A 21,422-nucleotide genomic window follows, 5' to 3' on the forward strand; every position below is an offset into this window, starting at 1 on the left:
TATACTGAGTTGGGGAATTCTAGTATATCAGACGAACATGTCTTTTTTGTTGCACTTCATTTTACAACGCGGGAAACAAAAAATTCTCTGGAAAATCCAAAGAATTTTAATTTTTTTATAATCCAAGTCGCCCAAAGATGTCATCCACACGTTTAGCATAGTAGTCTGGGTTGAAGAGTTCATCGATTTCTTCCTGGCTGAGTTTAGCTGTCACACGCTCATCTGCTTCAAGCAAAGGTTTAAAGTCCACTTGATTATCCCATGACTGCGCCGTTTTTGGTTGCACCAAGTCGTAGGCTTCCTCACGGGTCATGCCTTTTTCAATCAAGCTAAGCATGACACGTTGGCTATAAATCAAGCCAAAGGTTGACTCCATGTTACGCTTCATATTTTCAGGGAAGACCGTCAAGTTCTTAACGATATTACCAAAACGATTGAGCATATAGTTGATGAGAATGGTCGTGTCCGGCGTGATAATCCGCTCCGCTGACGAGTGGGAAATATCGCGTTCGTGCCAGAGAGCCACATTCTCAAAAGCCGTCACCAAGTGACCACGCACCACACGAGCCAGACCGGTCATATTTTCAGAGCCGATAGGGTTGCGTTTATGGGGCATAGCAGAGCTGCCCTTTTGGCCCTTGGCGAAATACTCTTCGACTTCACGTTGTTCAGATTTTTGTAGCCCACGGATTTCTGTCGCCATACGCTCGATAGACGTTGCAATCAAGGCTAGGGCTGAGAAATATTCTGCGTGAAGGTCACGAGGAAGGACCTGGGTAGAAATTTCCTGCGGACGAATGCCCAATTTGCCACAAACATACTCTTCCACAAAGGGAGGAATGTTGGCAAAGTTTCCAACCGCACCTGAAATTTTACCGGCTTCAACACCTTTGGCCGCCACATCAAAACGCTCAATGTTGCGTTTCATTTCGCTATACCAAGTCGCCAATTTAAGACCGAAGGTCGTTGGCTCCGCATGGACACCGTGGGTCCGCCCCATCATGATGGTGTACTTATGCTCACGCGCCTTGTCGGCGATAATGTTGGTAAAGTTTTCAAGGTCACGACGGATGATGTCGTTGGCCTGCTTATAGAGGTAGCCGTAAGCCGTATCCACCACGTCGGTCGAAGTCAGACCGTAGTGAACCCACTTGCGTTCCTCACCAAGACTTTCCGAAACCGCACGCGTGAAAGCCACCACATCGTGACGGGTTTCCTCTTCAATCTCTAAAATGCGGTCGATGTCAAAAGTCGCCTTCTCACGAATCAAGGCCACATCTTCTTTGGGAATCTCACCCAACTCAGCCCAAGCCTCATCTGCGAGGATTTCCACCTCCAACCAAGCCTTGTACTTGTTCTCTTCACTCCAAATAGCCGCCATCTCAGGGCGGGAATAACGATTGATCATTGTTTATGATACAGAGGGCGTTAAGAAAGCGAGAGAAAAATAGGAAACTGACGCTGTGTGCTAGCACACAAGACAGTTTATCTTTTTTCCGACGCTTTTAGCCCGAGTTCAATTGCTCGAACTTACCCTCATTCCTTTCTATTTTTATATGTAATGGAATTCACTTGAACTTCGAATTCTCCTACAACTCCACCTCAACATCATCCGTCAACACCGTCACATGTCCCATTTTGCGATTGTGCTTTGCTTCTAGTTTACCATAAAAGTGGGGATGGGCGGTAGGGTTTTCTTGAAGAAAGGTTTGGACTGCTTCCATATCTTGTCCGAGGACGTTAATCATGACAGCTGGAGAGAGCAGGCGGATAGGGGGGAGAGGCTCCCCTAGAATGCCTCGGATATGGGTGTCAAACTGTGAAAAATCACAGGCTTCAATGGAATAATGTCCTGAATTATGAGGACGAGGGGCAATTTCGTTGACTAGAATATCCTGACCTGCCACAAACATTTCAACACAGAGGGTGCCTGCCAAATGGAGCTTGTCTGCGATTTGTAGGGCCATGGTTTTGGCTTTTTCAGCCAGTTCATCTGAAATACGAGCAGGCACGATGGTTTTATAAAGAATATTATTGCGGTGGATATTTTCCTGCACAGAAAAGACGGTGTAGCCGGAGCCATTCCCAGACACAAGGACGGAGATTTCCAGGTCAAAATTCACAAACTCTTCCAAAACACACTCGGCAGAGTTGGCTAGTTGGCTAGCCTCTGCCAAGTCCGCCTCTTCTCGAATGACCTTCTGGCCATGTCCGTCATAGCCCCCAGTAGCTGTTTTCAAAACGTAGTTTTTGCTGAGATCCAGCCCTTCTAGGTCTAGGCTAGATGTGACAACTTTGTAGGGGGCGACTTGCACGCCAGCTTTTTTTGCCAAAAAATCCTTCTCAAAAATACGGTTCTGGGAAATGCGAAGGAGGTCTGTCCCTTGAGGGAGCTGACCGTCCTTGATGACCGCGTCCAGTCCGTCGGCATCGACATTTTCAAACTCGTAGGTCAGGACATGGCACCGCTCCGCCAGCTGTTTGAGGGCCGCCACATCGTGATAGGGAGCGACGATAATCTCGCTAACCTTGGAGGCCGGGCAGTCCGCTGCAGGATCCAGCGTGATCACCTTGTGGCCCATGTAAATAGCGGAAATAGCCATCATCTGCCCTAGCTGACCACCGCCAATAATTCCTATCGTTTTAGATGAGGTCATCTGTCATCGCCTCCGCAATTTTTTCCTGTTCCTTGGCAAAATCTGCCAACTGAGCTGCAATGGTTTGGTCTTCAATGGAGAGAATGCGGAGAGCTGTCAGAGCTGCGTTGGTGGCACCTGCTTCGCCAATCGCCATAGTCGCAACGGGTACGCCCCCCGGCATCTGCACGATAGAATAAAGCGAATCCACTCCGCTGAGGGCACGGGATTGGACAGGCACACCGATGACAGGTAGGGTTGTCTTAGCTGCTACCATACCTGGCAAATGAGCCGCACCACCCGCTCCTGCGATAATAACCTTGATGCCACGGCCACGCGCTTCCTCGGCGTGACGGAGCATGAGGTCTGGTGTGCGGTGGGCAGAGACCACTTTCTTTTCATAGGCTACGCCAAATTTGTCCAGCACATCAGCTGCTTTTTTCATGGTTTTCCAGTCGGAACTAGAACCCATGATGATGGAAATTGGAATGTTCATACTTGTCTTTCCTTTTCTTTGTCCCTTATTTCACGGCCTTGCTTCCAATATCTGTCCGATAAAAGAGGCCTGTGGTATCTTGATTTTTCAGTTCCGAGTAAATTTTTTCTTGTGCTTCTTGGACGGTATCTACTGTGGTAACCAGCATATAGACCCGACCGCCGTTTGAGAGCAGTGCTCTGCTATTTTCCGCAAAACGAGCCCCTGCATAGTAGGTCGTGATGTCGCCCTCAGTCTTCGCTGGCAAAACCATGCCTTTTTCGTAATCCAAAGGATAGCCATTTGATGCCACGACAACACCCAGCGTCACGCCGCTATCCAGCCAGGTCAGCTGTGTCGGACGTTTGTGGAGGATGTCGTCGATGTTCTGAGCAAAGTCGGAGGTCAGGCGAGGCAGGATAATTTGGGTTTCTGGGTCGCCAAAACGGGCGTTGAACTCGATGACCTTAGGTCCTTGCTCCGTCAGAATCAAGCCAGCATAAAGCACACCCAGATAAGACCGCCCTTCCGCAATCATGCCCTCAAGAATAGGCTTGACAATGGTGTCAACTGCTGTGTCCACCACACTTTGAGGCAGGTGGGGAACAGGAGCGTAAGACCCCATGCCGCCTGTATTTGGACCCTGGTCTCCGTCAAAGGCACGCTTGTGGTCCTGGGCTGTCGGCAGAATGTAAAATTGGTCGCCGTTGACCAGAGCAAAGAGGGAAAACTCCTCACCCGCCAAGAACTCCTCGATGACCACGCGGGCACCCGAGTCGCCGAACTTGTTGTCCAAGAGCATCTCCCGTGCCGCTTCGACCGCCTGCTCGACGGTTTCCGCCACGACTACGCCCTTGCCCAATGCCAAGCCGTCTGCCTTGACCACGATGGGTGCGCCCTGCTCTTCGATGTAGGCTTTGGCTTCTTCGAAGTTGGAAAATGTGCCGAAGGCTGCTGTTGGAATGCCGTATTTAACCATAATTTGTTTGGCAAAGTCTTTTGACCACTCTAGCTCTGCGGCTAGACAACTCGGACCAAAAGCTTTTAGTCCCGCCTCTTCAAAATCATCAACGATACCAGCCGCCAAGGCATCATCTGGACCAACAAAAATCCATGCAATATCATTTTCCTTAGCAAAGTTGATGAGAGCAGAATGTTCGGAAATCCCGATATTGACTAACTCGATACCATCTAAAGTCATTCCGTCATTTCCAGGAGCAACAAAGACCTGTTCCACCTGTTCAGACTCTAACAATTTCTTTGCGATAGCGTGTTCACGACCACCAGACCCAACGACCAAAAGTTTCATTTTTCACACCTCAAAAACGGATTTTCTATAAACAGTATAGCAAAAACAGACGGATTTTGATAGAAAAAACAGGATAACGTTCGGGAATGGAAAAAGCTCACACGAGGTGAGCAAAATCCAAATTCTCAATGTCTAAAATGTCTTACGCCTGTAAAGACCATGGTCAAACCGTATTTATTGGCCATGTCAATGGAGTCTTGGTCACGAACAGAGCCACCTGGCTGAATGATAGCCTTGATGCCTGCTGCTGCAATTTCCTCCACGTTATCAGCAAATGGGAAGAAGGCATCTGACGCCAAAACGGCTCCCTCCAAACGGTCCTTGGCTTGCTTGATAGCGATGCGGACGGACGCCACGCGGTTGGTTTGTCCCGGTCCCACGCCCAAGGTCATCTTGTCATTGGTGATGATGATGCCGTTGGACTTGACATACTTGGAGGACTTCCAAGCGAACTCCATAGCCACCCACTCTTGCTCGGACGGTTGACGCTCGGTCACCACCTGCCAGTCCGCTGGGCTTTCCACCACCACGTCCTGATCCTGCACCAAAAGCCCGCCGACAACGCCTGTGAACTCTTTTTCCACTTCGCTTGCATCCTGTGCGTCAAAGGCCAATTCCAAAATCCGAAGGTTTTTCTTTTTATTGGTCAAAATAGCTAGCGCTTCTGCCGAGTAGCTAGGTGCGATAATGATTTCTAAGAAAATCGGGTGCATCTTTTCAGCCGTCGCAGCATCCACTTCCCTGTTCAGCACGACGATGCCTCCGAAAATTGATACTGGGTCAGCCTCATAAGCGTAATTCCAAGCCTGTTCAATAGTTTCAGCCTGACCGATACCACAAGGGTTCATATGCTTGAGGGCCACAACAGTTGGACGGTCCTTAAAATCACGGATAATCCGAATGGCCGCATCCGCATCCCGAATGTTATTGAAGGACAATTCCTTACCGTTTAACTGCTTAGCAGCTGCAATAGAATAGTCTGTCGGAAGGGCATTTTGGTAGAAATCCGCATGTTGCTGAGGATTTTCTCCGTAACGCATAGGCTGATTAAGATCGTAGGTAATGGTGAGTTTTTCAGGCTTCTCTTCACCGACTTGCTTGGTAAAGTAGTCTGCAATAAGGGCGTCATAGGCTGCGGTGTGACGGAAGACCTTGGCAGCCAATCGCTGACGCGTTGGGTAGGTCGTCTGACCCTGCTCTGCTATCTCCCCTAAAACCGTCGGATAATCTGCCGGATCCACCACAACCGTTACGCTGGCGTGGTTTTTGGCTGCCGAACGAAGCATGGACGGACCGCCGATGTCGATGTTCTCCACCGCCAAGTCGTAGGTCACATCTGGACGTAAAATAGTCTCTTTGAAGGGATAAAGGTTGACCACTACCAAGTCAATCAAGCCAATTTCATGGTCTTTAGCTGCTTGCAGGTGGCTGTCCAAATCCCGACGAGCCAGCAAACCACCATGGATTTTGGGATGAAGCGTCTTAACACGGCCGTCCATCATCTCAGGAAAACCAGTCACATCGTCAATGGCGATAGTCGTTACGCCTGCCTGATCCAAGGCAACCTTTGTGCCTCCTGTCGAAATGATTTCCCAACCAAGCTTGGTCAATTCTTGGGCAAATTCTACAATACCATTTTTATCTGATACGCTAATTAGTGCGCGTTTTGTCATGATTTCTCCTTATTTTTTCACTGCCCCTAACTCCTCCAAAACTGCTGGATAGAGTTGGTACTCCGCTTCATGTATTCTTGCTTCAAAGGCTTCCAAGGTGTCATCGGCCAATCGGGGTACTCGGACTTGTTTGATAATTTGTCCTGTGTCAATGCCGCTGTCAACCCAGTGAACTGTCACACCACTTTCTGCCACACCTGCATTCCAAGCGTCTTCAATCCCGTGAGCCCCTGGAAATTCAGGCAGATAAGCCGGGTGAATATTGATGATACGACCTTCGTACTGAGCCAGCAAGGTCGGACCAACAATCTTCATATAGCCTGCCAAGACCACCAAGTCAATCTGGTGCTGGTCTAAGAGTTGGATGAGGGTTTCTTCGTAAGCCTGCTTATCGGCGAACTCTTTTAATTCAAAAGTAAAGACTGGCACACCAAGTTTTTCAGCCCGTTCCAGGACATAGGCATTTCTGTGGTCTGAAAAGAGGAAGGCTACTTCAAACTGCTCTGCGATGACTTGAAAATTAGAACCAGACCCACTGGCAAAAACAGCTATTCGTTTCATTTGATGACCACGCTCTTGTCTTCCTTAGTGATAATGCGGCCGATTTCATAGACTTCTTCGCCTACCAATTCACGGACTTTCTCCACCTGCTCTGGACTGACAGCTAGTACCAGACCGATACCCATATTGAAGATTTCAAACATTTCTTCATGTTTGATGTTGCCATATTTTTCAAGGGCTGTGAAGATTGGAAGGACTGGAATCTTATCTTCTGCAATCTCAGCTGCAAGATTATTAGCAAACATACGGGGAATATTTTCGATAAAGCCACCGCCTGTGATGTGGGCAATGCCGTTGACCAGCCCTGCTTTTACCAGAGGCAATACCTGCTGGACATAGATACGGGTCGGCTCTAGGAGGACTTCATTAAGAGCTCTGCCATTGAGCTCTGGCAGCAGAGCGTCGCCAGAAACATCCGCAAAAACGCGTCGGACTAGAGAATAACCGTTAGAGTGGATGCCGCTGGAAGCTAGGCCAAGGAGAATGTCACCCTCCTGGACCTTACTGCCGTCAATAATCTGGGACTTCTCCGCAATACCGACAGCAAAACCAGCCAGGTCATAGTCATCCTCGCCGTACATGCCAGGCATTTCAGCCGTTTCACCGCCAATCAGGCCGCAACCAGCCTGGACACAGCCTTCTGCAACACCTGCAACCACCTGCTCCAGCTTGGCTGGCTCATTTTTTCCAGTCGCAATGTAATCGAGGAAGTAAAGTGGCTCCGCACCCGCAGCAATGATGTCGTTGACACACATAGCCACGCAATCCTGACCAATGGTGTCGTGCTTATCGTACTGGATAGCCAGCATGAGCTTGGTTCCCACGCCGTCCGTCCCAGATACCAAGACTGGCTCTTTGACATCCAGTTTGGTCAGATCAAACATACCACCAAAGCCACCGAGAGCTCCCATAACGCCCAAACGCTCTGTCCGAGCAACGTGTTTCTTAATCCGCTCAACCACTTCGTAGCCAGCTTCGACGTCAACACCCGATTGGGCATAGGCATTTTTATTTGTCATTTTAATTCCTTTCAACAGTTTACAGGTCTGTCAAGTAACGTTGACACCTATGTCTTTACTTGACATTTTCAATGTAGAAACTCGTTTTCTCTTCTAGGCTACGGAGGTACTCTTCCTCGTAGTCATAGAGAGGAGTTGGAAATTCTCCGTCAAAATAGGCCACACAAAGTCCACCTTTTGGAGCATCGGTGTCGATACCAATGGCCTCTATCATCCCTTCAAGAGAAAGGTAGGTCAGACTGTCAGCTCCGATAATCTCACAGACTTCTTCAGCCGTATGATTGGCTGAAATCAGCTCCCGGCGGGTCTGAATATCAATGCCATAGAAACATGGGTACTTGAGTTCTGGGCTGCCGATAGCCACATGAACTTCTTTTGCCCCTGCATCACGAAGAAGCTGGACAATGCGACGGCTAGTTGTACCGCGAACAATGGAGTCATCAATCATGACCACGCGCTTGCCTTTGACAACACTTGAAACGGCTGACAACTTCATACGAACACCCTGCTCTCGCAATTCCTGGGTTGGTTGAATAAAGGTCCGCTGGGTATATTGGTTTTTAATCAGCCCCATTTCATTTGGCAAACCAGATTCTTCTGCAAATCCCATAGCCGCAGATAGGGAGGAGTTTGGCACGCCAACAACAATGTCTGCTTCATGTTTGAACTCCTGTGCCAATCGACGACCCATATTTTTACGTGCAGTGTGGACATTGACACCATGAATGACCGAGTCCGGTCGGGCAAAATAGACATATTCCATAGAACAAACTGCTAGCTGAGTATCGGTCGTATAGCGGTCATAGTGAACACCGTTATCATCAATGATAAGAATCTCACCAGGCTCCACATCACGAACCCACTCAGCACCTACTACTTCAAAGGCGCAGGTTTCGCTAGCAACAACCCAGGCTCCGTTTTTCATCTTTCCAATTGATAGGGGACGGAAACCGTTTGGATCCAGAGCTGCGACCAGCTTGTCTTCCAGCATAATCAAGTAGGCAAAGCCACCCTTAACAGTATTGAGGGCTTCCTTGATTTTTCCCATAAAGTCTGGATTGTGACTGCGGCGAATCAAGTGCATCAAAATCTCTGTGTCTGAGGAACTAGAAAAGATTGAACCGTTCTTTTCCAACTCAGCCTTCAAGCTGACCGCGTTGGTTAAGTTCCCATTATGAGCCAAACCCACCTGCATATCTGCAAAGTCAAAGAGGAAGGGCTGGATATTGTTGATTGAAGCAGAGCCAGAAGTCGCATAGCGGACATGACCAATAGCAGCCGTTCCTGTCAAGGCTTCTAAATCTGCTGGATTTTTAAAGACTTCTGCAATCAGGCCTGTTCCGCGATGGCGACGTAAATGCCCACCATCATTGGCCAAAATCCCTGCTCCTTCTTGTCCTCGGTGCTGCAAACTGTGGAGGCCAAAATAGGTCACCTGAGCAGCCTGCGGATGTCCCCAAATGCCGAAAACACCGCATTCTTCGTTGAGTGATTTAACTTCGTATGTCATAGTTATTTTCCTGTAAAATAGCGAACTGCTGAAACAAACAATCCTTGGTCTTTCTTACCTGGAATGTTTTGGAACAGACCGTCCTCGTAACGCTCCGAATGCCCCATTTTCCCGATAATCTGACCATTGCGACTGGTGATTCCTTCAATAGCATGACTAGATCCGTTTGGATTGTACTTAGAATCCATGCTTGGCTGACCAGTAAAGTCAACATACTGACTGAAAATCTGACCATTATCCCGCAAGATAGCGAATTCCTCGTTCGTCACCACAAACTTTCCTTCCCCATGAGATACTGGAATAGCGTGGATGTCACCAACTTGGATACCTGCCAGCCACGGAGAGTTGACATTGGCAATTCGCGTTTCTACCATTTTGGCAACATGCTGGTTGGCATCGTTGTAGAAGAGGGTCGGACTGCTTTCACCCGCCTCTTCAAAGTTTCCATACGGTAGCAAGCCCGATTTGACAAGAGCCTGGAAGCCATTACAGATACCGATGATGAGACCACCTTTTTCGATAAATTGGTCAATAGCAGAGCGGACCTTGGCGTTTCGTAAGATGGTCACGATAAACTTGGCAGACCCGTCTGGCTCATCCGCAGCCGAGAATCCCCCTGCGAAGAAAAGGATGTTTGCCTTGTCAATATTGTCAACCATAGTGTCAACCGAGGTTTCTATGCTCTCTGCATCCAAGGTTACAAACGGAACCAGATTGACTTTTGCACCAGCCTGTTCAAAGGCCTTGGCAGAGTCATATTCTGAGTTAGTTCCTGGAAAGACTGGGATGTAAACTACAGGAACCTCAACGGCTTCTTTTGCTTTTATAACAGCTGAACTTGTGACTGTCGGAACATCCTGCAACTCTGTCGCCTGTTCAAATTCTGTTGGGTAAACTTCTTCTAACTTACCTTCAAAGGCTGCTTGCAAATCCTGTCCAGCTAGGTTGACACCATTGACAAGCAGTGTAAAGTCAGCAGTGGTTTCTCCAATTTTCACAGCATCTGGAATGTCTTCTTTGGATGTGAAGACAAAGCCACCAAGCTGACCTGTTAGGCTAGTTTCAAGCTCCGCCAACTCGACTTCTGCACCAAGCTGGTTACCAAAGGACATAAGAGCTAGGCTTTCTAGAACACCACCATACTTGACTGCACTAGCAGCCGTAATCGCATAATCGCTCTGCCATTTTTCAAAAGCCTCAAAATTAGACTTGATCAGGGCAAAATCAATATCTTCGGACAAAATTTGACCTGGTAAGTAGTAAATGTGCTCACCAGCCGCCTTGAACTCTGGCGAGAGGACCCTGCGGCTGTCTGCCGTGGTCACGCCAAAGGCAACCAGGGTCGGCGGAACGGTCAAGTCCTCAAAGGTACCAGACATGGAATCCTTGCCACCGATAGATGGCAGGCCAAGCTGAATCTGAGCCTCGATAGAGCCGAGCAGAGCCGCTACTGGCTGACCAAAACGCTCTGCCTGCTTGTCCATGCGTTGGAAATACTCCTGATAGGAGAAGCGAGCCTTGGACCAGTTAGCCCCTGTTGCCACCAAGCGTGCTGTCGCTTCAATGACCGCGTAGGCTGCGGCATGATAAGGAGACCATTCTGCCAAATAAGGATGATAGCCCTGAGCCATGACAGAAGCCGTTGTCGTCACACCATGTTGTACAGGCAACTTCTGCACAGAACTTTCTGTCGGAGTCAACTGGTGACGACCTCCGAGTGGGTGGTTGACGGTTGTGCGACCAATAGATGAGTCAAAAATCGTCTGCAAACCTTTCTGACTAGCATGGTTGAGGTCTGATAGAAGGTTTTTCAAGTCCTCTTGTAGTGTTTCGGCAGATGTTGTGCGTGTTTCTGGTAGCTGGACAGGGCTGTCAACTACCTTGGCATCCACCACCACGCGCACACCATTGGTATCTAGGAAGGAACGCTCCAAATCAACAATAGTTTGGCCATTCCAAGTCATGACTAGGTTTGGTTTTTCAGTCACTTTGGCTACGACAACCGCATGGATATTTTCCTCACGGCAGGCTACGATAAAGGTGTCTACGTCCTCTGGACGGACAACGACGCTCATCCGCTCTTGTGATTCAGAAATGGCAATTTCCGTTCCGTTCAAGCCTGCATACTTGAGTGGAACCTTATCCAAATCAATTTCAAGACCGTCTGCCAGTTCTCCAATAGCTACGCAGACACCGCCTGCACCGAAGTCATTGGATTTTTTAATCAAGCGAGTCACGTCACCATTACGGAACAAACGCTGAATTTTGCGTTCTTCAATGGCATTTCCTTTTTGGACTTCCGCTCCAGCCGTTTCCACAGACTCAACCGTCTGCACTTTGGAAGAGCCTGTTGCCCCACCGATACCATCTCGACCTGTTTTACCCCCTAACAAGATGACCACATCGCCTGCGACTGGTTTTTCACGGACCACATTTTCCTTAGGAGCTGCACCGACTACGGCACCCAACTCCATACGTTTTGCGACAAAGCCTGGGTGGAAATACTCACGTACATAGGTGGTCGCCAGACCAATTTGGTTTCCGTATGAAGAATAACCATGCGCCGCTGTTTTTGAAATGATTTGCTGTGGCAATTTCCCTGAGCGAGTAGCTGTCAGAGGTTGGGTAATATCACCTGCACCTGAAATTCGCATGGCCTGATAAACATAGGAACGACCTGACAAAGGATCACGAATGGCTCCACCGATACAGGTTGCGGCACCACCGAAAGGTTCGATTTCTGTTGGGTGATTGTGGGTTTCATTTTTGAACATGAGGAGCCATGGCTCTTTTACTCCATCTACATCCACTTCAATTTCTACCGAGCAGGCATTGATTTCATCTGACACTTCCATATCATCCAGACGGCCATTGGCCCGCTCATAACGACCAAAAATCGTCGCCATATCCATAAGCGTCTGTGGCTTATCTGTCCGACCTAATTCTGTCCGCATCGCCAGGTACTTGTCATAAGTCGCCTGCAATTGCTTGTGGAATTTTGAAGCTGAAAAGTCAATAGACCTAAGTTCTGTCTCAAATGTCGTATGACGGCAGTGGTCACTCCAATAGGTATCCAAAACCTTGAGCTCTGTTTCGGTTGGCACACGACCGATTGACTTGAAATAGTCCTGAATGAAAAGCAGGTCTTCCACTTCCATGGCCAAACCAGCCTCACGCTTGTAAGTCGCAAACTCCTCCGCCCCATAGCCTACAAAAAAGTCCAAGGTCGGAATAGTCGTATCTGACACCGAAAACTCCTGAGCCACCAAAGGAGCATCCAAATCCTTGAAACGCGAATCCACAGGATTGAGCAAATAGTTCTTGATAGCAACCAACTCTTCTTCCTGCACATCACCGTTCAAGATATAGAGCTGACCAGTATTGACACGCACCTCCTGGCGACTGCCCAACAAGAGAAGGGCCTCTAGACTGCTTGCAGCCCGCTGGTCAAACTGACCAGGCAAAGCCTCAATAGCAAAATAAACCGCGTCTTCCAAGCCCAGTTCCGCTTCCGACAAGACCTTGTCCGTCACCTGCTCCGTAAAGATATGCTTGATGGCCTGCTCCAGCAAGTCCTCCTCAAGATTGAAAACATCGTAAACCTGCACCAGACGTACACTCGTCAAACTTGTCAACTGTAAATTATGAGTCAACTCCTTGCGAAGAGCCTCCGCCTTAATCTGAAAATCCGCCTTCTTCTCAACAAAAATCCGCTTCGCCATTTTTTCCAATCCTTATTTCACTTCCTGTAACTTTGCCAATACGACCTCGTAAACCTCGGTCAAATCCCCGAGACCCCGACGAAAAACATCCTTGTCCAGATGGTTGCCATCCGCATCCCATAGACGACAATTATCCGGAGAAAACTCATCCGCCAATACAATCTGACCAGAAGAGTCAATCCCAAATTCTAGCTTGAAATCCACCAAAGTCAACCCAATCTGAGCAAACAAGTCCTTCAAGAAACTATTGATACGACGCGTTTCTTCCTTGATATAGGCAATTTCTTCTGAACTAGCTAGATTAAGAAAAGCAATATGTTCATCGTTTATAAAAGGATCGTCTAACTCATCTTTTTTATAGTAAAATTCCACGATTGGAGTAACTAATGTAATTCCTTCTTCTACCCCAAAACGTTTTGAAAAAGAACCAGCGGTCACATTTCGCAAAACCACCTCCAGCGGAATAATCTCCACTTTTCTATTCAATTGCTCTGAATCTGACAAACGTTTGATAAAATGCGTCTTGACTCCAGCTTCATTCAACTTTTCAAAAATCAAGGATGAAATCAGATTATTAAGTCGCCCTTTTCCAACAATCTGCTCTTTCTTACCACCATTAAAAGCCGTCGCCTGGTCCTTGTAAACCGCAACAATCTGGTCACTATCAACTGTAGCGTAGATATCTTTAGCTTTTCCTGAATAGAGAAGGTCTGTTTTCATTAAAATGTTCGCCTTTCATAAAATATTCTAGTCTTTTCGTTTATTCTATCACATAATATTCGTGTTAACAATTAAAAGTCTAAAATACTATCGAATAAAAAGAAAAACGCCCGTAATCTACGAACGTTCTTTCAATTGACTCCAAATAAAATCCACAATATCTGCTAATGTTTCAAAGCGCTCAATCGCAGCATCTGGAACATCGACACCAAACTCGTCTTCCAAATTAAGAACAAATTCCATGACCTCAACCGAATCTTGGGCAATATTGTCCGTCAAAGAAGAATCAGGCTGGACAAGAAAGTCCTCTCCCTTCTCCTCTTGAATCATCTCCACAATCTTCTGATAAACTTGCTCTCTAGTCATGATTGTTCTCCACTGGTGAAAATTTGGCCACTGATTTTTCTACTATATTAGCATCCAAAATCTGACGAACCTGCTTTATCGTATAGAAAATAGCTGTTGCATCGCTAGACCCGTGCGCTTTAATAACCGGAGCTTTGAGTCCCAATAAGACTGCGCCGCCTGCCGTCTTGTAATCCAAGGCTCCTAGAGCCTTCTTCAAGGTCGGTTTGAGCAAGAGACCACCGATTTTGGCTAGGAAACTACCTGATTTGATAGCACCTGTCAACTGACCGACGATAGACTTAGCCGTTCCTTCAACTGTTTTCAACACAGCGTTTCCCGTGAAACCATCGGTCACAACCACATCAGCAACGCCGTTGAGCAACTCACGCGCCTCCACATTGCCGATAAAGTTGATAGACGGTTCCTGACTGAGAAGAGCAAAAGCCTCTTGATGCACAGGTGTTCCCTTGGTTTCCTCCGTACCATTGTTCAAGAGAGCCACGCGCGGATTCTTGACCCCACGCACATGCTCCGCATAAAATGAGCCAAGAATACCATACTGATAGAGGTGATGAGCTGTATTTTCTGCATTGGCCCCCAAATCCATCATATCAAAGCCCTTGCCATCCATAGTCGGCAGAGTGGACATGAGTCCGGGACGATCAATATTCTTAATACGACCGACAACAAAGACACCTGCCGCCAGAAGAGCCCCCGTATTTCCAGCTGATAGCACTGCATCCGCCTGCCCATCCTTAACAGCCTGAGTCGCCAAAACCATAGAAGAGTTTTTCTTGCGGCGAATAGCTCGAACTGGTTCATCATCCGAATTGATTTTCTCATCCGTATGGATAATGGTCACTCGCTCCGACGCTGTCAAATAGGGCTTGATTTTATCCTCATCCCCATAGAGCTGAATTTCAATATCCGAAAATTCCTTGAGGGCCTGATTAACCCCTTCAATGACCGCCTGAGGGGCATGGTCCCCACCCATAGCATCAATTGCAATACGTTTCATTCGTTTTCCTCATTTTCTTTCTTCATAATCTGCCCCCAAGACGACAAATCATCGATAAATTTCTTGGACTTCAAGTGAATACCGACATATTCCTCATAGAGCTGGTCGATAAAGAGCCGCAGCTTCCGTTTCATGTCCGGCTTGATCGAAATGGTTTCTAAATCATCAAAAGAAATGGCCTGAAATTGGTCCAGCAAGTAGGGTACATTGGGGTCAAGATGAGCCCTTCGTTCATCCTTATGGTAATGTTGCGGACAGAGAACGCCACTGTATTGATAGGAATAGTCAAAAGGCAGGCCAACTCGGTGACAAAAAGCACACTCGTGAAAATTAAGCCCAATACCAAACCGCTCCAGCAGTTGAATTTCAAAAATATTGGTCAAAATCTCATAGTCCAAGCCCGATTCCATCAAATCCAAAGTCTTAACCAAAAAGGCAAAGAGCGGCGCATCATGAACCCTATCCTGCAAGGCAGCATCCGCCAAGGCCATCAAATAAGTTGCGTAGCTGAGCTTGAAAATATCCCCATTGATTTCCTTGAAGGGCTGAACCTGATGAAAATCCTCGATGTAGCACAGACCCTCTTCATTGATTTTGACAATAAAATCCGCATAGGTCAAGGGCTGAATAGCCGCAACCAACTTGGACTTAGAGGCATGTTTCACGAAAAACATCCGCTTGCCAGCCTGTTCCGTAAAAATCTTGACCAACTTGTCGTCTTCTCGGTAATTGCGATTATAAAGGACTAATCCCCTTGTCTCAATTCGCTCCATTTTCTTCTAAAAACTCTTTTAGACGGACCATGGCTATTTGGATAGACTCCATGCTGGCTGCATAGGAAATCCGCACATAGCCCTCACCATATTGACCGAAAGCCGCACCCGGAATAAAGGCCACCGCCTTTTTCTGGGCAAATTCCTGTAAGAAGCTAAAGGAATCTTGACTATAGCCCGCAGGAATTTTCGCAAAAATGTAAAAGGCGCCATCTGGCTTGATAATCTTAAAGCCCAACTCCGTCATCTTCTCGATAATATAATCCCGACGCTTGATGTACTCCGCCCGCATCGGTAGAGCATCATCCTTACCATTTTTCAAAGCCTCAACTGCGCCGTACTGCATAGCTGTCGATGCCGCTGTCACCAAGTACTGGTGGCTCTTGATAATTTGCGCAATAATCGGCGCCTGACTCATGATTAAACCAATCCGCCATCCCGTCATAGCATGGGATTTGGACAGACCTTGAATGAGAATGGTCTGCTCAGGCAAAAACTCCGCAATAGACGTATGAGGCTGACCTGTGTAGGTCAATTCAGCATAAACCTCATCAGACAAGACAAAGATTGGGTATTTGCGCAAAACGTCCGCAAAGGCCGCAATCTGTTCACGTGAATAGGTCACACCAGTCGGATTAGCAGGATAGTTGAGAATGACCGCCTTGAGCTTGTCTCCCTGCTCGATAATGGCTTGTTCCAGCATCTCTGGTGTCAATACAAAATCATTGGCCGTCGTATCAATTTCCACAATATCTGCCCCGACCATATTAACAATCGGCTCATAACCAGGATAAGCTGGCGCAGGCAAGAGCACCGTATCTCCAGCTTCTAAGATAGCCACCAAGCTAGCCGACAAAGCCTCTGTCGCTCCAATAGTTGACAGGATTTCTGTTTCTGGATTATAGGACAGATTGTACTTTTCAAATACAAATTCCGCTGCCGCCTGACGCAATTCCAAAAGACCTGCCATACCAGTATAATAACTCTTGTTGTCATCAATGGCCGCTTTGGCCGCTTCCTTGACATGGTCTGGCGTCGTAAAATCAGGCTCGCCCAGCGTTAATTTCAAAACTCCAGGAATATGAGAAATCGACTGATCAAACTGACGAATCATAGACACTTCAATTCGATTGAGATTTTTATTAAAACGATCTAATAAATCCATACATTCACCTCAAAAAGATATAGGTTTATTATAATACATTTCCAGCAGAATGAACAGAAAAAAAGAAGAGAAGCTTGCGCTCCCCTTTACCCTCATTATCTTTTATGTGATTCAAACAGCGGTGACAGCGGACGTTTTTCATGGATACGAATAATCGCTTCCGCCAACAAATGCGCTATAGAAATCTGCTCAATCTTATCAATCAAACGGTCTTGTGGAATCTCAATGGTATCCAAGACAACCAGTTTCTCTATGGCTGACTTACTGATATTATCCATAGCAGGTCCAGACAAGACAGGGTGGGTACAAGATGCATAGACAGCTGTTGCACCAGCTTCGGCCAGAGCATCTGCCGCATGGCAAATTGTTCCTGCCGTATCAATCATATCATCAATCAAGATACAGGTCTTGCCCTTAATATCACCGATGATATTCATAACCTCAGAAGTATTCATCTTATCGACACTACGGCGCTTATCAATAATGGCAATCGGTGTTTTCAAGAATTGAGCCAACTTCCGTGCACGGGTCACACCACCATGGTCTGGAGATACAACCACATAACCATCTCCCATCATGCCACGACGCTCAAAATAATCTGCAATCAAAGGCGCACCCATCAAATGGTCGACCGGAATATCAAAGAAACCTTGAATTTGTGCCGCATGGAGATCAATGGTCAAGAGACGATTTACACCTGCGGTCTCTAGCATATTAGCTACTAGTTTTGACGTAATTGGCTCACGAGAACGAGCCTTACGGTCCTGGCGTGCATAACCATAGTATGGCATCACAACGTTAACTGATTCAGCAGAGGCCCTCTTCAAGGCATCTACCATAATTAAAATCTCCATCAAGTTATCATTTACAGGAGAACTTGTTGATTGAAGGATGTACACATGGCTACCACGAATCGATTCTTCGATATTTACCTGGATTTCACCATCAGAAAATTGACGAACACTTGACTTCCCTAAGGGAATTCCCATTTCTTTTGCTACTTCAGCTGCAAGCTTTTGATTGGATGATAAAGCAAACAACATTAAGTCAGAAAACGCCATGACTGCCTCCTAAAAATTTCTACTTATCTATTTTAAACCTTTTTTCTCCATTTTTCAAATAAAAATAGAACGCCTCCAATAGACGTCCTATGAAATTTTAATTTGGATAAATGTAGCCAGCAATTCCTGAGGAGCTAGCATTAAACCAGCCACGGAAATTACTTACATAACGATTACCGTTAAAGTTTGATTCCATTACCTGAATTTCAGATCCATTTACAGCCGTTACTACTGCAACGTGACCATAGTAAGAATTGGTCCATACTGCAACTGCGCCAACTTGTGGTGTCGAACCAGTTCTGAAACCAGCTGCCGCTGCAGAACCAAGCCATTGACCACCATTACCCCAGTAGTTTCCTACCCAAGGAGCAATCTGTTTAACACCCCATGTACATTCACCTACAGGATAAGTATTACCTGCAGAGTAAGTAACAACTGGTGTGGCAACCGTTGTCGCTTCAGCAGCCGGTGTAGCTGCCGCAACTGCTGGAGCAGGAGCTGATGTAGCTGCCTGTGCTTGAGCTGGCGTCTCTACCGCAGGAGTCGCAGCTGCAACAGTATTAGAAATAACTGGCGCTACAGCCTGTCTTTGTTTAGCCGCAAGCTCAGCTTGACGAGCCTGATAAGCTGCTTGCTCTTCAGCCGCCTTACGCGCTGCTTCTTCAGCAGCTGCTTTTTGAGCAAGCAAAGATGCTTTTTCATTTTCAGCAGTTGCTTTTTCAGCAGCCAAGTTCAATTGAGCTGCTTTCAAAGATGCTTCTTGTGTTTTCAACTCAACCGCTGTATCTTCTAATTTTTGCTTGTTAGCATATACAACGTTAATCGCTTCTTGGTTAGCGATTTGTTTTTCTTCAATAGCTTCTTTATCTAATTTTTGTTGTTCCAACATACGTTTGTTTGCCGAAACAATTTCACGCATAGCGTTAACACGAGATACTGCATCAACGAGCGATTTTGAATCCAATACAGTATTGATATAGCTAGTTGCAGAACCATTTACTTGAGCACTACGAGCTTGCTCTTTTAAGACACCATCACGTGAAACAATATCCGCAGACAGGCGCTCAATTTCAGCGCTCAATTGAGCAGATTCTTCTTCTAACCGTTCATTTTCTGCGTTCAATGCATCCTGTTCTGCATAGATGGCATTAACTTTTCCTTGAAGTGCTTCAACCTCTGCTTGTGCTGAAGCTTGTTGAGCGGCAATTGAATTTATTTTCTCATCTTGAGCTGCAATTTTACTATCAGTATCATTTGCACTGATTGTCGCTACATTACCTACTTGAGAAAGAACGATTGTGCTCAAAAATAGTGTAGCAATTACTTGTTTCTTCATATTGCAAGATACTCCTCTATACTTTCTGACTTCTATTATTCTATCACAAAAAATGCGCCCTAATATTACGCGTTTATTACACTTTTATGTCTTAACTGTGATGGCAAAAAATCGGCCTAGCCATGGATAAATAAAAATAAAAATCAGAGTATTGATAATCAGAGTTGGAAGTAAATGATAGAAGAGAAAAATGAAAATAGACAGATGAGATAAGCTAAATACTCGTGCCAAAAGAAAGCCAATCATTTCAAAAAAGAAAATCATGACAAACTGTATCATAAGCAAGGTCCCAAATTTCCAAGGTAACTTATCACTAAAATAATAAACGAAATACAAGAGAACTGGGAATAATACCGTAGCCACGCCAATAAGATCTAAGTAATAAATATCAAAAAGAAAACCTAAAATGGCCACTGGAAGAACTGACTGAGAAAAACGACATTGCAAACTAACATACAAGGCATAGAAAAAAAGAAGATAGGAACTCGCTGACAAAAATCCCGGTAAAAAATTTGTATACAAGAGGGCTAGTTGCCCATCCAATAGAAAAATAAGCACAGATAAACTTAGGAGTAGAATAGGAAACCATTTATTTCTCATATTATTTACCAACCATTAACACCGAATATAGATTGGAAAAATCAGCCGCAGGTGAGACAAATACAGACTTTTCACTGCTACTTGCATTTTCCTGCACAGACTGAACCTTCCCCACTGGCAGATTTGCCGGCACAGTTCCACCAAAATCGCTAGTTACCACCTGACTCCCTACCTTTATCTCCCTTTCTTCATTCAACTGCGAAATGATAAAGCTATTTGATTCAACATCATAACCAGATAGAATACCATAAACCGAATCAGATCCCAGAATAATCTTGACGGGCACTTTTAACTCAAAAGAGTCATTCGTAAACAAGGAAACTACTGAACTAGTCGACGTCATATCTGAAACAAAACCAATCAAACCATTATTTGACAATACCAAACTGTTTAAGGTTATTCCATCATTTTCCCCCATATCGACCGTTAGGGTCTGGTTCCAAGCCATTGGCGAACGAGAAACAACCATAGCAGCTGTAAAATCTAAGCTAGAATACTCCTCCTTCATAGCAAGATTCTTTCTCAAGTTTTCGTTTTCTTTCACCAAACTTTCATTCTGTGATTGAACATTCCCAAGTGCCATAATTGAAGACTTAAGGTCACTATTTTCATCGTAACTGGCAAATAAGTCTTCTACAATATTCTTCTGTCGCGTTAAGGATTGAAAAGGCCAACCAACAAACCCATGAACAGTTGAAAGTCCATTAGTAACGACTGAAAATCCGTTAACTATATTGACCCTCGTCGAAAGAAAAAGCAAAGAGAACGACATAATTACAACTGAAAGAGCGTATAAGAGATAGCGAAAAAATTTATTCATGACTGTCACCCAATTTGTGTAAAATAAAAAGAGATTATCTAACGATATCTCTTTACTACGGAGAATAAGGGATTCGAACCCTTGCGCCAGTTACCCGACCTAACGATTTAGCAAACCGTCCTCTTCAGCCTCTTGAGTAATTCTCCTTAATAACGAATGAAATGGGCACGAGTGGAATCGAACCACCGACCTCACGCTTATCAGGCGTGCGCTCTAACCATCTGAGCTACGCGCCCAAGATGATCTTGGGTAATGGCGCGAGACGGAATCGAACCGCCGACACATGGAGCTTCAATCCATTGCTCTACCAACTGAGCTACCGAGCCAAAAGGAGGATGTGGGATTCGAACCCACGCACGCTTTTACACGCCTGACGGTTTTCAAGACCGTTCCCTTCAGCCGGACTTGGGTAATCCTCCATGAATATGGACCTTGTAGGACTTGAACCTACGACCGCTCGGTTATGAGCCGAGAGCTCTAACCAGCTGAGCTAAAGGTCCAGCAAACAAGATAAAAATAGCGGCGAAGGGGATCGAACCCCCGACCTCCCGGGTATGAACCGGACGCTCTAGCCAGCTGAGCTACACCGCCAAAATAATATCGGGAAGACAGGATTCGAACCTGCGACACCTTGGTCCCAAACCAAGTACTCTACCAAGCTGAGCTACTTCCCGTT

18 protein-coding genes and 7 tRNA genes are annotated in these 21,422 nt (G+C 46.2%); all 25 read right to left on the reverse strand.

Annotated elements, in window-relative coordinates; all coding sequences use genetic code 11:
- Nucleotides 1-115: 115 nt before the first annotated feature.
- Nucleotides 116-1,408, reverse strand: a complete 1,293-nt coding sequence (gene purB, locus ACHBHN_RS09945) for an adenylosuccinate lyase (protein WP_394734003.1) — start codon at nucleotides 1,406-1,408, stop codon at nucleotides 116-118.
- A 181-nt stretch (nucleotides 1,409-1,589) separates the two neighbouring features.
- On the reverse strand, nucleotides 1,590-2,657 hold the full coding sequence (gene purK / locus ACHBHN_RS09950; protein ID WP_394734004.1) for a 5-(carboxyamino)imidazole ribonucleotide synthase: 1,068 nt from the start codon (nucleotides 2,655-2,657) through the stop codon (nucleotides 1,590-1,592).
- Nucleotides 2,644-3,132, reverse strand: coding sequence for a 5-(carboxyamino)imidazole ribonucleotide mutase (purE, locus tag ACHBHN_RS09955; RefSeq protein ID WP_394734005.1), 489 nt, complete (start codon nucleotides 3,130-3,132; stop codon nucleotides 2,644-2,646). The genes purK and purE overlap by 14 nt, the downstream gene beginning before the upstream one ends.
- 25 nt (nucleotides 3,133-3,157) lie before the next feature.
- Nucleotides 3,158-4,420 carry a phosphoribosylamine--glycine ligase gene (gene purD, locus ACHBHN_RS09960; protein ID WP_394734006.1) on the reverse strand — a complete coding sequence of 421 codons (1,263 nt, stop codon included), beginning with the start codon at nucleotides 4,418-4,420 and terminating at the stop codon, nucleotides 3,158-3,160.
- A gap of 125 nt (nucleotides 4,421-4,545) precedes the next feature.
- Nucleotides 4,546-6,093, reverse strand: a complete 1,548-nt coding sequence (gene purH / locus ACHBHN_RS09965) for a bifunctional phosphoribosylaminoimidazolecarboxamide formyltransferase/IMP cyclohydrolase (protein ID WP_394734007.1) — start codon at nucleotides 6,091-6,093, stop codon at nucleotides 4,546-4,548.
- Nucleotides 6,094-6,102: 9 nt separating this feature from the next.
- A complete protein-coding gene (purN, locus tag ACHBHN_RS09970; protein WP_248054858.1) occupies nucleotides 6,103-6,654 on the reverse strand; it encodes a phosphoribosylglycinamide formyltransferase in 552 nt (183 codons plus the stop codon).
- On the reverse strand, nucleotides 6,651-7,673 hold the full coding sequence (purM, locus tag ACHBHN_RS09975; protein ID WP_394734008.1) for a phosphoribosylformylglycinamidine cyclo-ligase: 1,023 nt from the start codon (nucleotides 7,671-7,673) through the stop codon (nucleotides 6,651-6,653). The genes purN and purM overlap by 4 nt, the downstream gene beginning before the upstream one ends.
- A gap of 55 nt (nucleotides 7,674-7,728) precedes the next feature.
- Nucleotides 7,729-9,183: an amidophosphoribosyltransferase gene (gene purF / locus ACHBHN_RS09980; RefSeq protein ID WP_394734009.1), complete on the reverse strand. Its 1,455-nt coding sequence runs from the start codon at nucleotides 9,181-9,183 to the stop codon at nucleotides 7,729-7,731.
- Between the two features lie 2 nt (nucleotides 9,184-9,185).
- On the reverse strand, nucleotides 9,186-12,905 hold the full coding sequence (locus ACHBHN_RS09985; RefSeq protein WP_394734010.1) for a phosphoribosylformylglycinamidine synthase: 3,720 nt from the start codon (nucleotides 12,903-12,905) through the stop codon (nucleotides 9,186-9,188).
- 12 nt (nucleotides 12,906-12,917) lie between these two features.
- Nucleotides 12,918-13,625 carry a phosphoribosylaminoimidazolesuccinocarboxamide synthase gene (purC, locus tag ACHBHN_RS09990; RefSeq protein ID WP_172074589.1) on the reverse strand — a complete coding sequence of 236 codons (708 nt, stop codon included), beginning with the start codon at nucleotides 13,623-13,625 and terminating at the stop codon, nucleotides 12,918-12,920.
- Between the two features lie 117 nt (nucleotides 13,626-13,742).
- On the reverse strand, nucleotides 13,743-13,991 hold the full coding sequence (locus tag ACHBHN_RS09995; protein WP_172074588.1) for a phosphopantetheine-binding protein: 249 nt from the start codon (nucleotides 13,989-13,991) through the stop codon (nucleotides 13,743-13,745).
- Complete coding sequence (gene plsX, locus ACHBHN_RS10000) at nucleotides 13,984-14,991, reverse strand: phosphate acyltransferase PlsX (protein WP_394734011.1); 1,008 nt, start codon at nucleotides 14,989-14,991, stop codon at nucleotides 13,984-13,986. The genes ACHBHN_RS09995 and plsX overlap by 8 nt, the downstream gene beginning before the upstream one ends.
- On the reverse strand, nucleotides 14,988-15,764 hold the full coding sequence (gene recO, locus ACHBHN_RS10005) for a DNA repair protein RecO (RefSeq protein WP_394734012.1): 777 nt from the start codon (nucleotides 15,762-15,764) through the stop codon (nucleotides 14,988-14,990). Before recO ends, plsX begins: the two co-directional genes overlap by 4 nt.
- Complete coding sequence (locus ACHBHN_RS10010; protein WP_394734013.1) at nucleotides 15,751-16,929, reverse strand: pyridoxal phosphate-dependent aminotransferase; 1,179 nt, start codon at nucleotides 16,927-16,929, stop codon at nucleotides 15,751-15,753. The genes recO and ACHBHN_RS10010 overlap by 14 nt, the downstream gene beginning before the upstream one ends.
- Nucleotides 16,930-17,024: 95 nt before the next feature.
- Nucleotides 17,025-17,990, reverse strand: coding sequence for a ribose-phosphate diphosphokinase (locus tag ACHBHN_RS10015; protein WP_105111631.1), 966 nt, complete (start codon nucleotides 17,988-17,990; stop codon nucleotides 17,025-17,027).
- Between the two features lie 97 nt (nucleotides 17,991-18,087).
- Entirely contained in the window at nucleotides 18,088-19,326 is a 1,239-nt protein-coding gene (gene pcsB, locus ACHBHN_RS10020) for a peptidoglycan hydrolase PcsB (protein ID WP_394734014.1), read from the reverse strand.
- Between the two features lie 84 nt (nucleotides 19,327-19,410).
- Nucleotides 19,411-19,926: a rod shape-determining protein MreD gene (gene mreD, locus ACHBHN_RS10025; RefSeq protein WP_394734015.1), complete on the reverse strand. Its 516-nt coding sequence runs from the start codon at nucleotides 19,924-19,926 to the stop codon at nucleotides 19,411-19,413.
- A gap of 1 nt (nucleotide 19,927) precedes the next feature.
- Nucleotides 19,928-20,746 carry a rod shape-determining protein MreC gene (mreC, locus tag ACHBHN_RS10030; protein WP_367985878.1) on the reverse strand — a complete coding sequence of 273 codons (819 nt, stop codon included), beginning with the start codon at nucleotides 20,744-20,746 and terminating at the stop codon, nucleotides 19,928-19,930.
- Between the two features lie 58 nt (nucleotides 20,747-20,804).
- Nucleotides 20,805-20,892, reverse strand: a tRNA-Ser gene (locus tag ACHBHN_RS10035).
- A 16-nt stretch (nucleotides 20,893-20,908) separates the two neighbouring features.
- Nucleotides 20,909-20,982, reverse strand: a tRNA-Ile gene (locus tag ACHBHN_RS10040).
- A 17-nt stretch (nucleotides 20,983-20,999) separates the two neighbouring features.
- Nucleotides 21,000-21,072, reverse strand: a tRNA-Phe gene (locus ACHBHN_RS10045).
- 3 nt (nucleotides 21,073-21,075) lie between these two features.
- Nucleotides 21,076-21,165 (reverse strand) — tRNA-Ser (locus ACHBHN_RS10050).
- A 7-nt stretch (nucleotides 21,166-21,172) separates the two neighbouring features.
- A tRNA-Ile gene (locus ACHBHN_RS10055) sits at nucleotides 21,173-21,246 on the reverse strand.
- A 17-nt stretch (nucleotides 21,247-21,263) separates the two neighbouring features.
- A tRNA-Met gene (locus tag ACHBHN_RS10060) sits at nucleotides 21,264-21,337 on the reverse strand.
- Between the two features lie 9 nt (nucleotides 21,338-21,346).
- A tRNA-Pro gene (locus ACHBHN_RS10065) sits at nucleotides 21,347-21,420 on the reverse strand.
- Nucleotides 21,421-21,422: the final 2 nt, after the last annotated feature.

It is taken from the genome of Streptococcus sp. A22, assembly GCF_043674215.1.
In the GTDB taxonomy this organism is placed as follows: Bacteria; Bacillota; Bacilli; order Lactobacillales; family Streptococcaceae; genus Streptococcus; species Streptococcus suis_V.

What these genes read in the sequence shown, in the direction of transcription:
- purN (WP_248054858.1), bottom strand. Translation starts at nt 6,654, where the DNA reads ATGAAACGAATAGCTGTTTTTGCCAGTGGGTCTGGTTCTAATTTTCAA.
- pcsB (WP_394734014.1), bottom strand. Translation starts at nt 19,326, where the DNA reads ATGAAGAAACAAGTAATTGCTACACTATTTTTGAGCACAATCGTTCTT.
- purE (WP_394734005.1), bottom strand. Translation starts at nt 3,132, where the DNA reads ATGAACATTCCAATTTCCATCATCATGGGTTCTAGTTCCGACTGGAAA.
- mreD (WP_394734015.1), bottom strand. Translation starts at nt 19,926, where the DNA reads ATGAGAAATAAATGGTTTCCTATTCTACTCCTAAGTTTATCTGTGCTT.
- purF (WP_394734009.1), bottom strand. Translation starts at nt 9,183, where the DNA reads ATGACATACGAAGTTAAATCACTCAACGAAGAATGCGGTGTTTTCGGC.
- mreC (WP_367985878.1), bottom strand. Translation starts at nt 20,746, where the DNA reads ATGAATAAATTTTTTCGCTATCTCTTATACGCTCTTTCAGTTGTAATT.
- ACHBHN_RS10015 (WP_105111631.1), bottom strand. Translation starts at nt 17,990, where the DNA reads ATGGCGTTTTCTGACTTAATGTTGTTTGCTTTATCATCCAATCAAAAG.
- plsX (WP_394734011.1), bottom strand. Translation starts at nt 14,991, where the DNA reads ATGAAACGTATTGCAATTGATGCTATGGGTGGGGACCATGCCCCTCAG.
- purM (WP_394734008.1), bottom strand. Translation starts at nt 7,673, where the DNA reads ATGACAAATAAAAATGCCTATGCCCAATCGGGTGTTGACGTCGAAGCT.
- purK (WP_394734004.1), bottom strand. Translation starts at nt 2,657, where the DNA reads ATGACCTCATCTAAAACGATAGGAATTATTGGCGGTGGTCAGCTAGGG.
- purD (WP_394734006.1), bottom strand. Translation starts at nt 4,420, where the DNA reads ATGAAACTTTTGGTCGTTGGGTCTGGTGGTCGTGAACACGCTATCGCA.
- recO (WP_394734012.1), bottom strand. Translation starts at nt 15,764, where the DNA reads ATGGAGCGAATTGAGACAAGGGGATTAGTCCTTTATAATCGCAATTAC.
- ACHBHN_RS09985 (WP_394734010.1), bottom strand. Translation starts at nt 12,905, where the DNA reads ATGGCGAAGCGGATTTTTGTTGAGAAGAAGGCGGATTTTCAGATTAAG.
- ACHBHN_RS10010 (WP_394734013.1), bottom strand. Translation starts at nt 16,929, where the DNA reads ATGGATTTATTAGATCGTTTTAATAAAAATCTCAATCGAATTGAAGTG.
- ACHBHN_RS09995 (WP_172074588.1), bottom strand. Translation starts at nt 13,991, where the DNA reads ATGACTAGAGAGCAAGTTTATCAGAAGATTGTGGAGATGATTCAAGAG.
- purH (WP_394734007.1), bottom strand. Translation starts at nt 6,093, where the DNA reads ATGACAAAACGCGCACTAATTAGCGTATCAGATAAAAATGGTATTGTA.
- purC (WP_172074589.1), bottom strand. Translation starts at nt 13,625, where the DNA reads ATGAAAACAGACCTTCTCTATTCAGGAAAAGCTAAAGATATCTACGCT.
- purB (WP_394734003.1), bottom strand. Translation starts at nt 1,408, where the DNA reads ATGATCAATCGTTATTCCCGCCCTGAGATGGCGGCTATTTGGAGTGAA.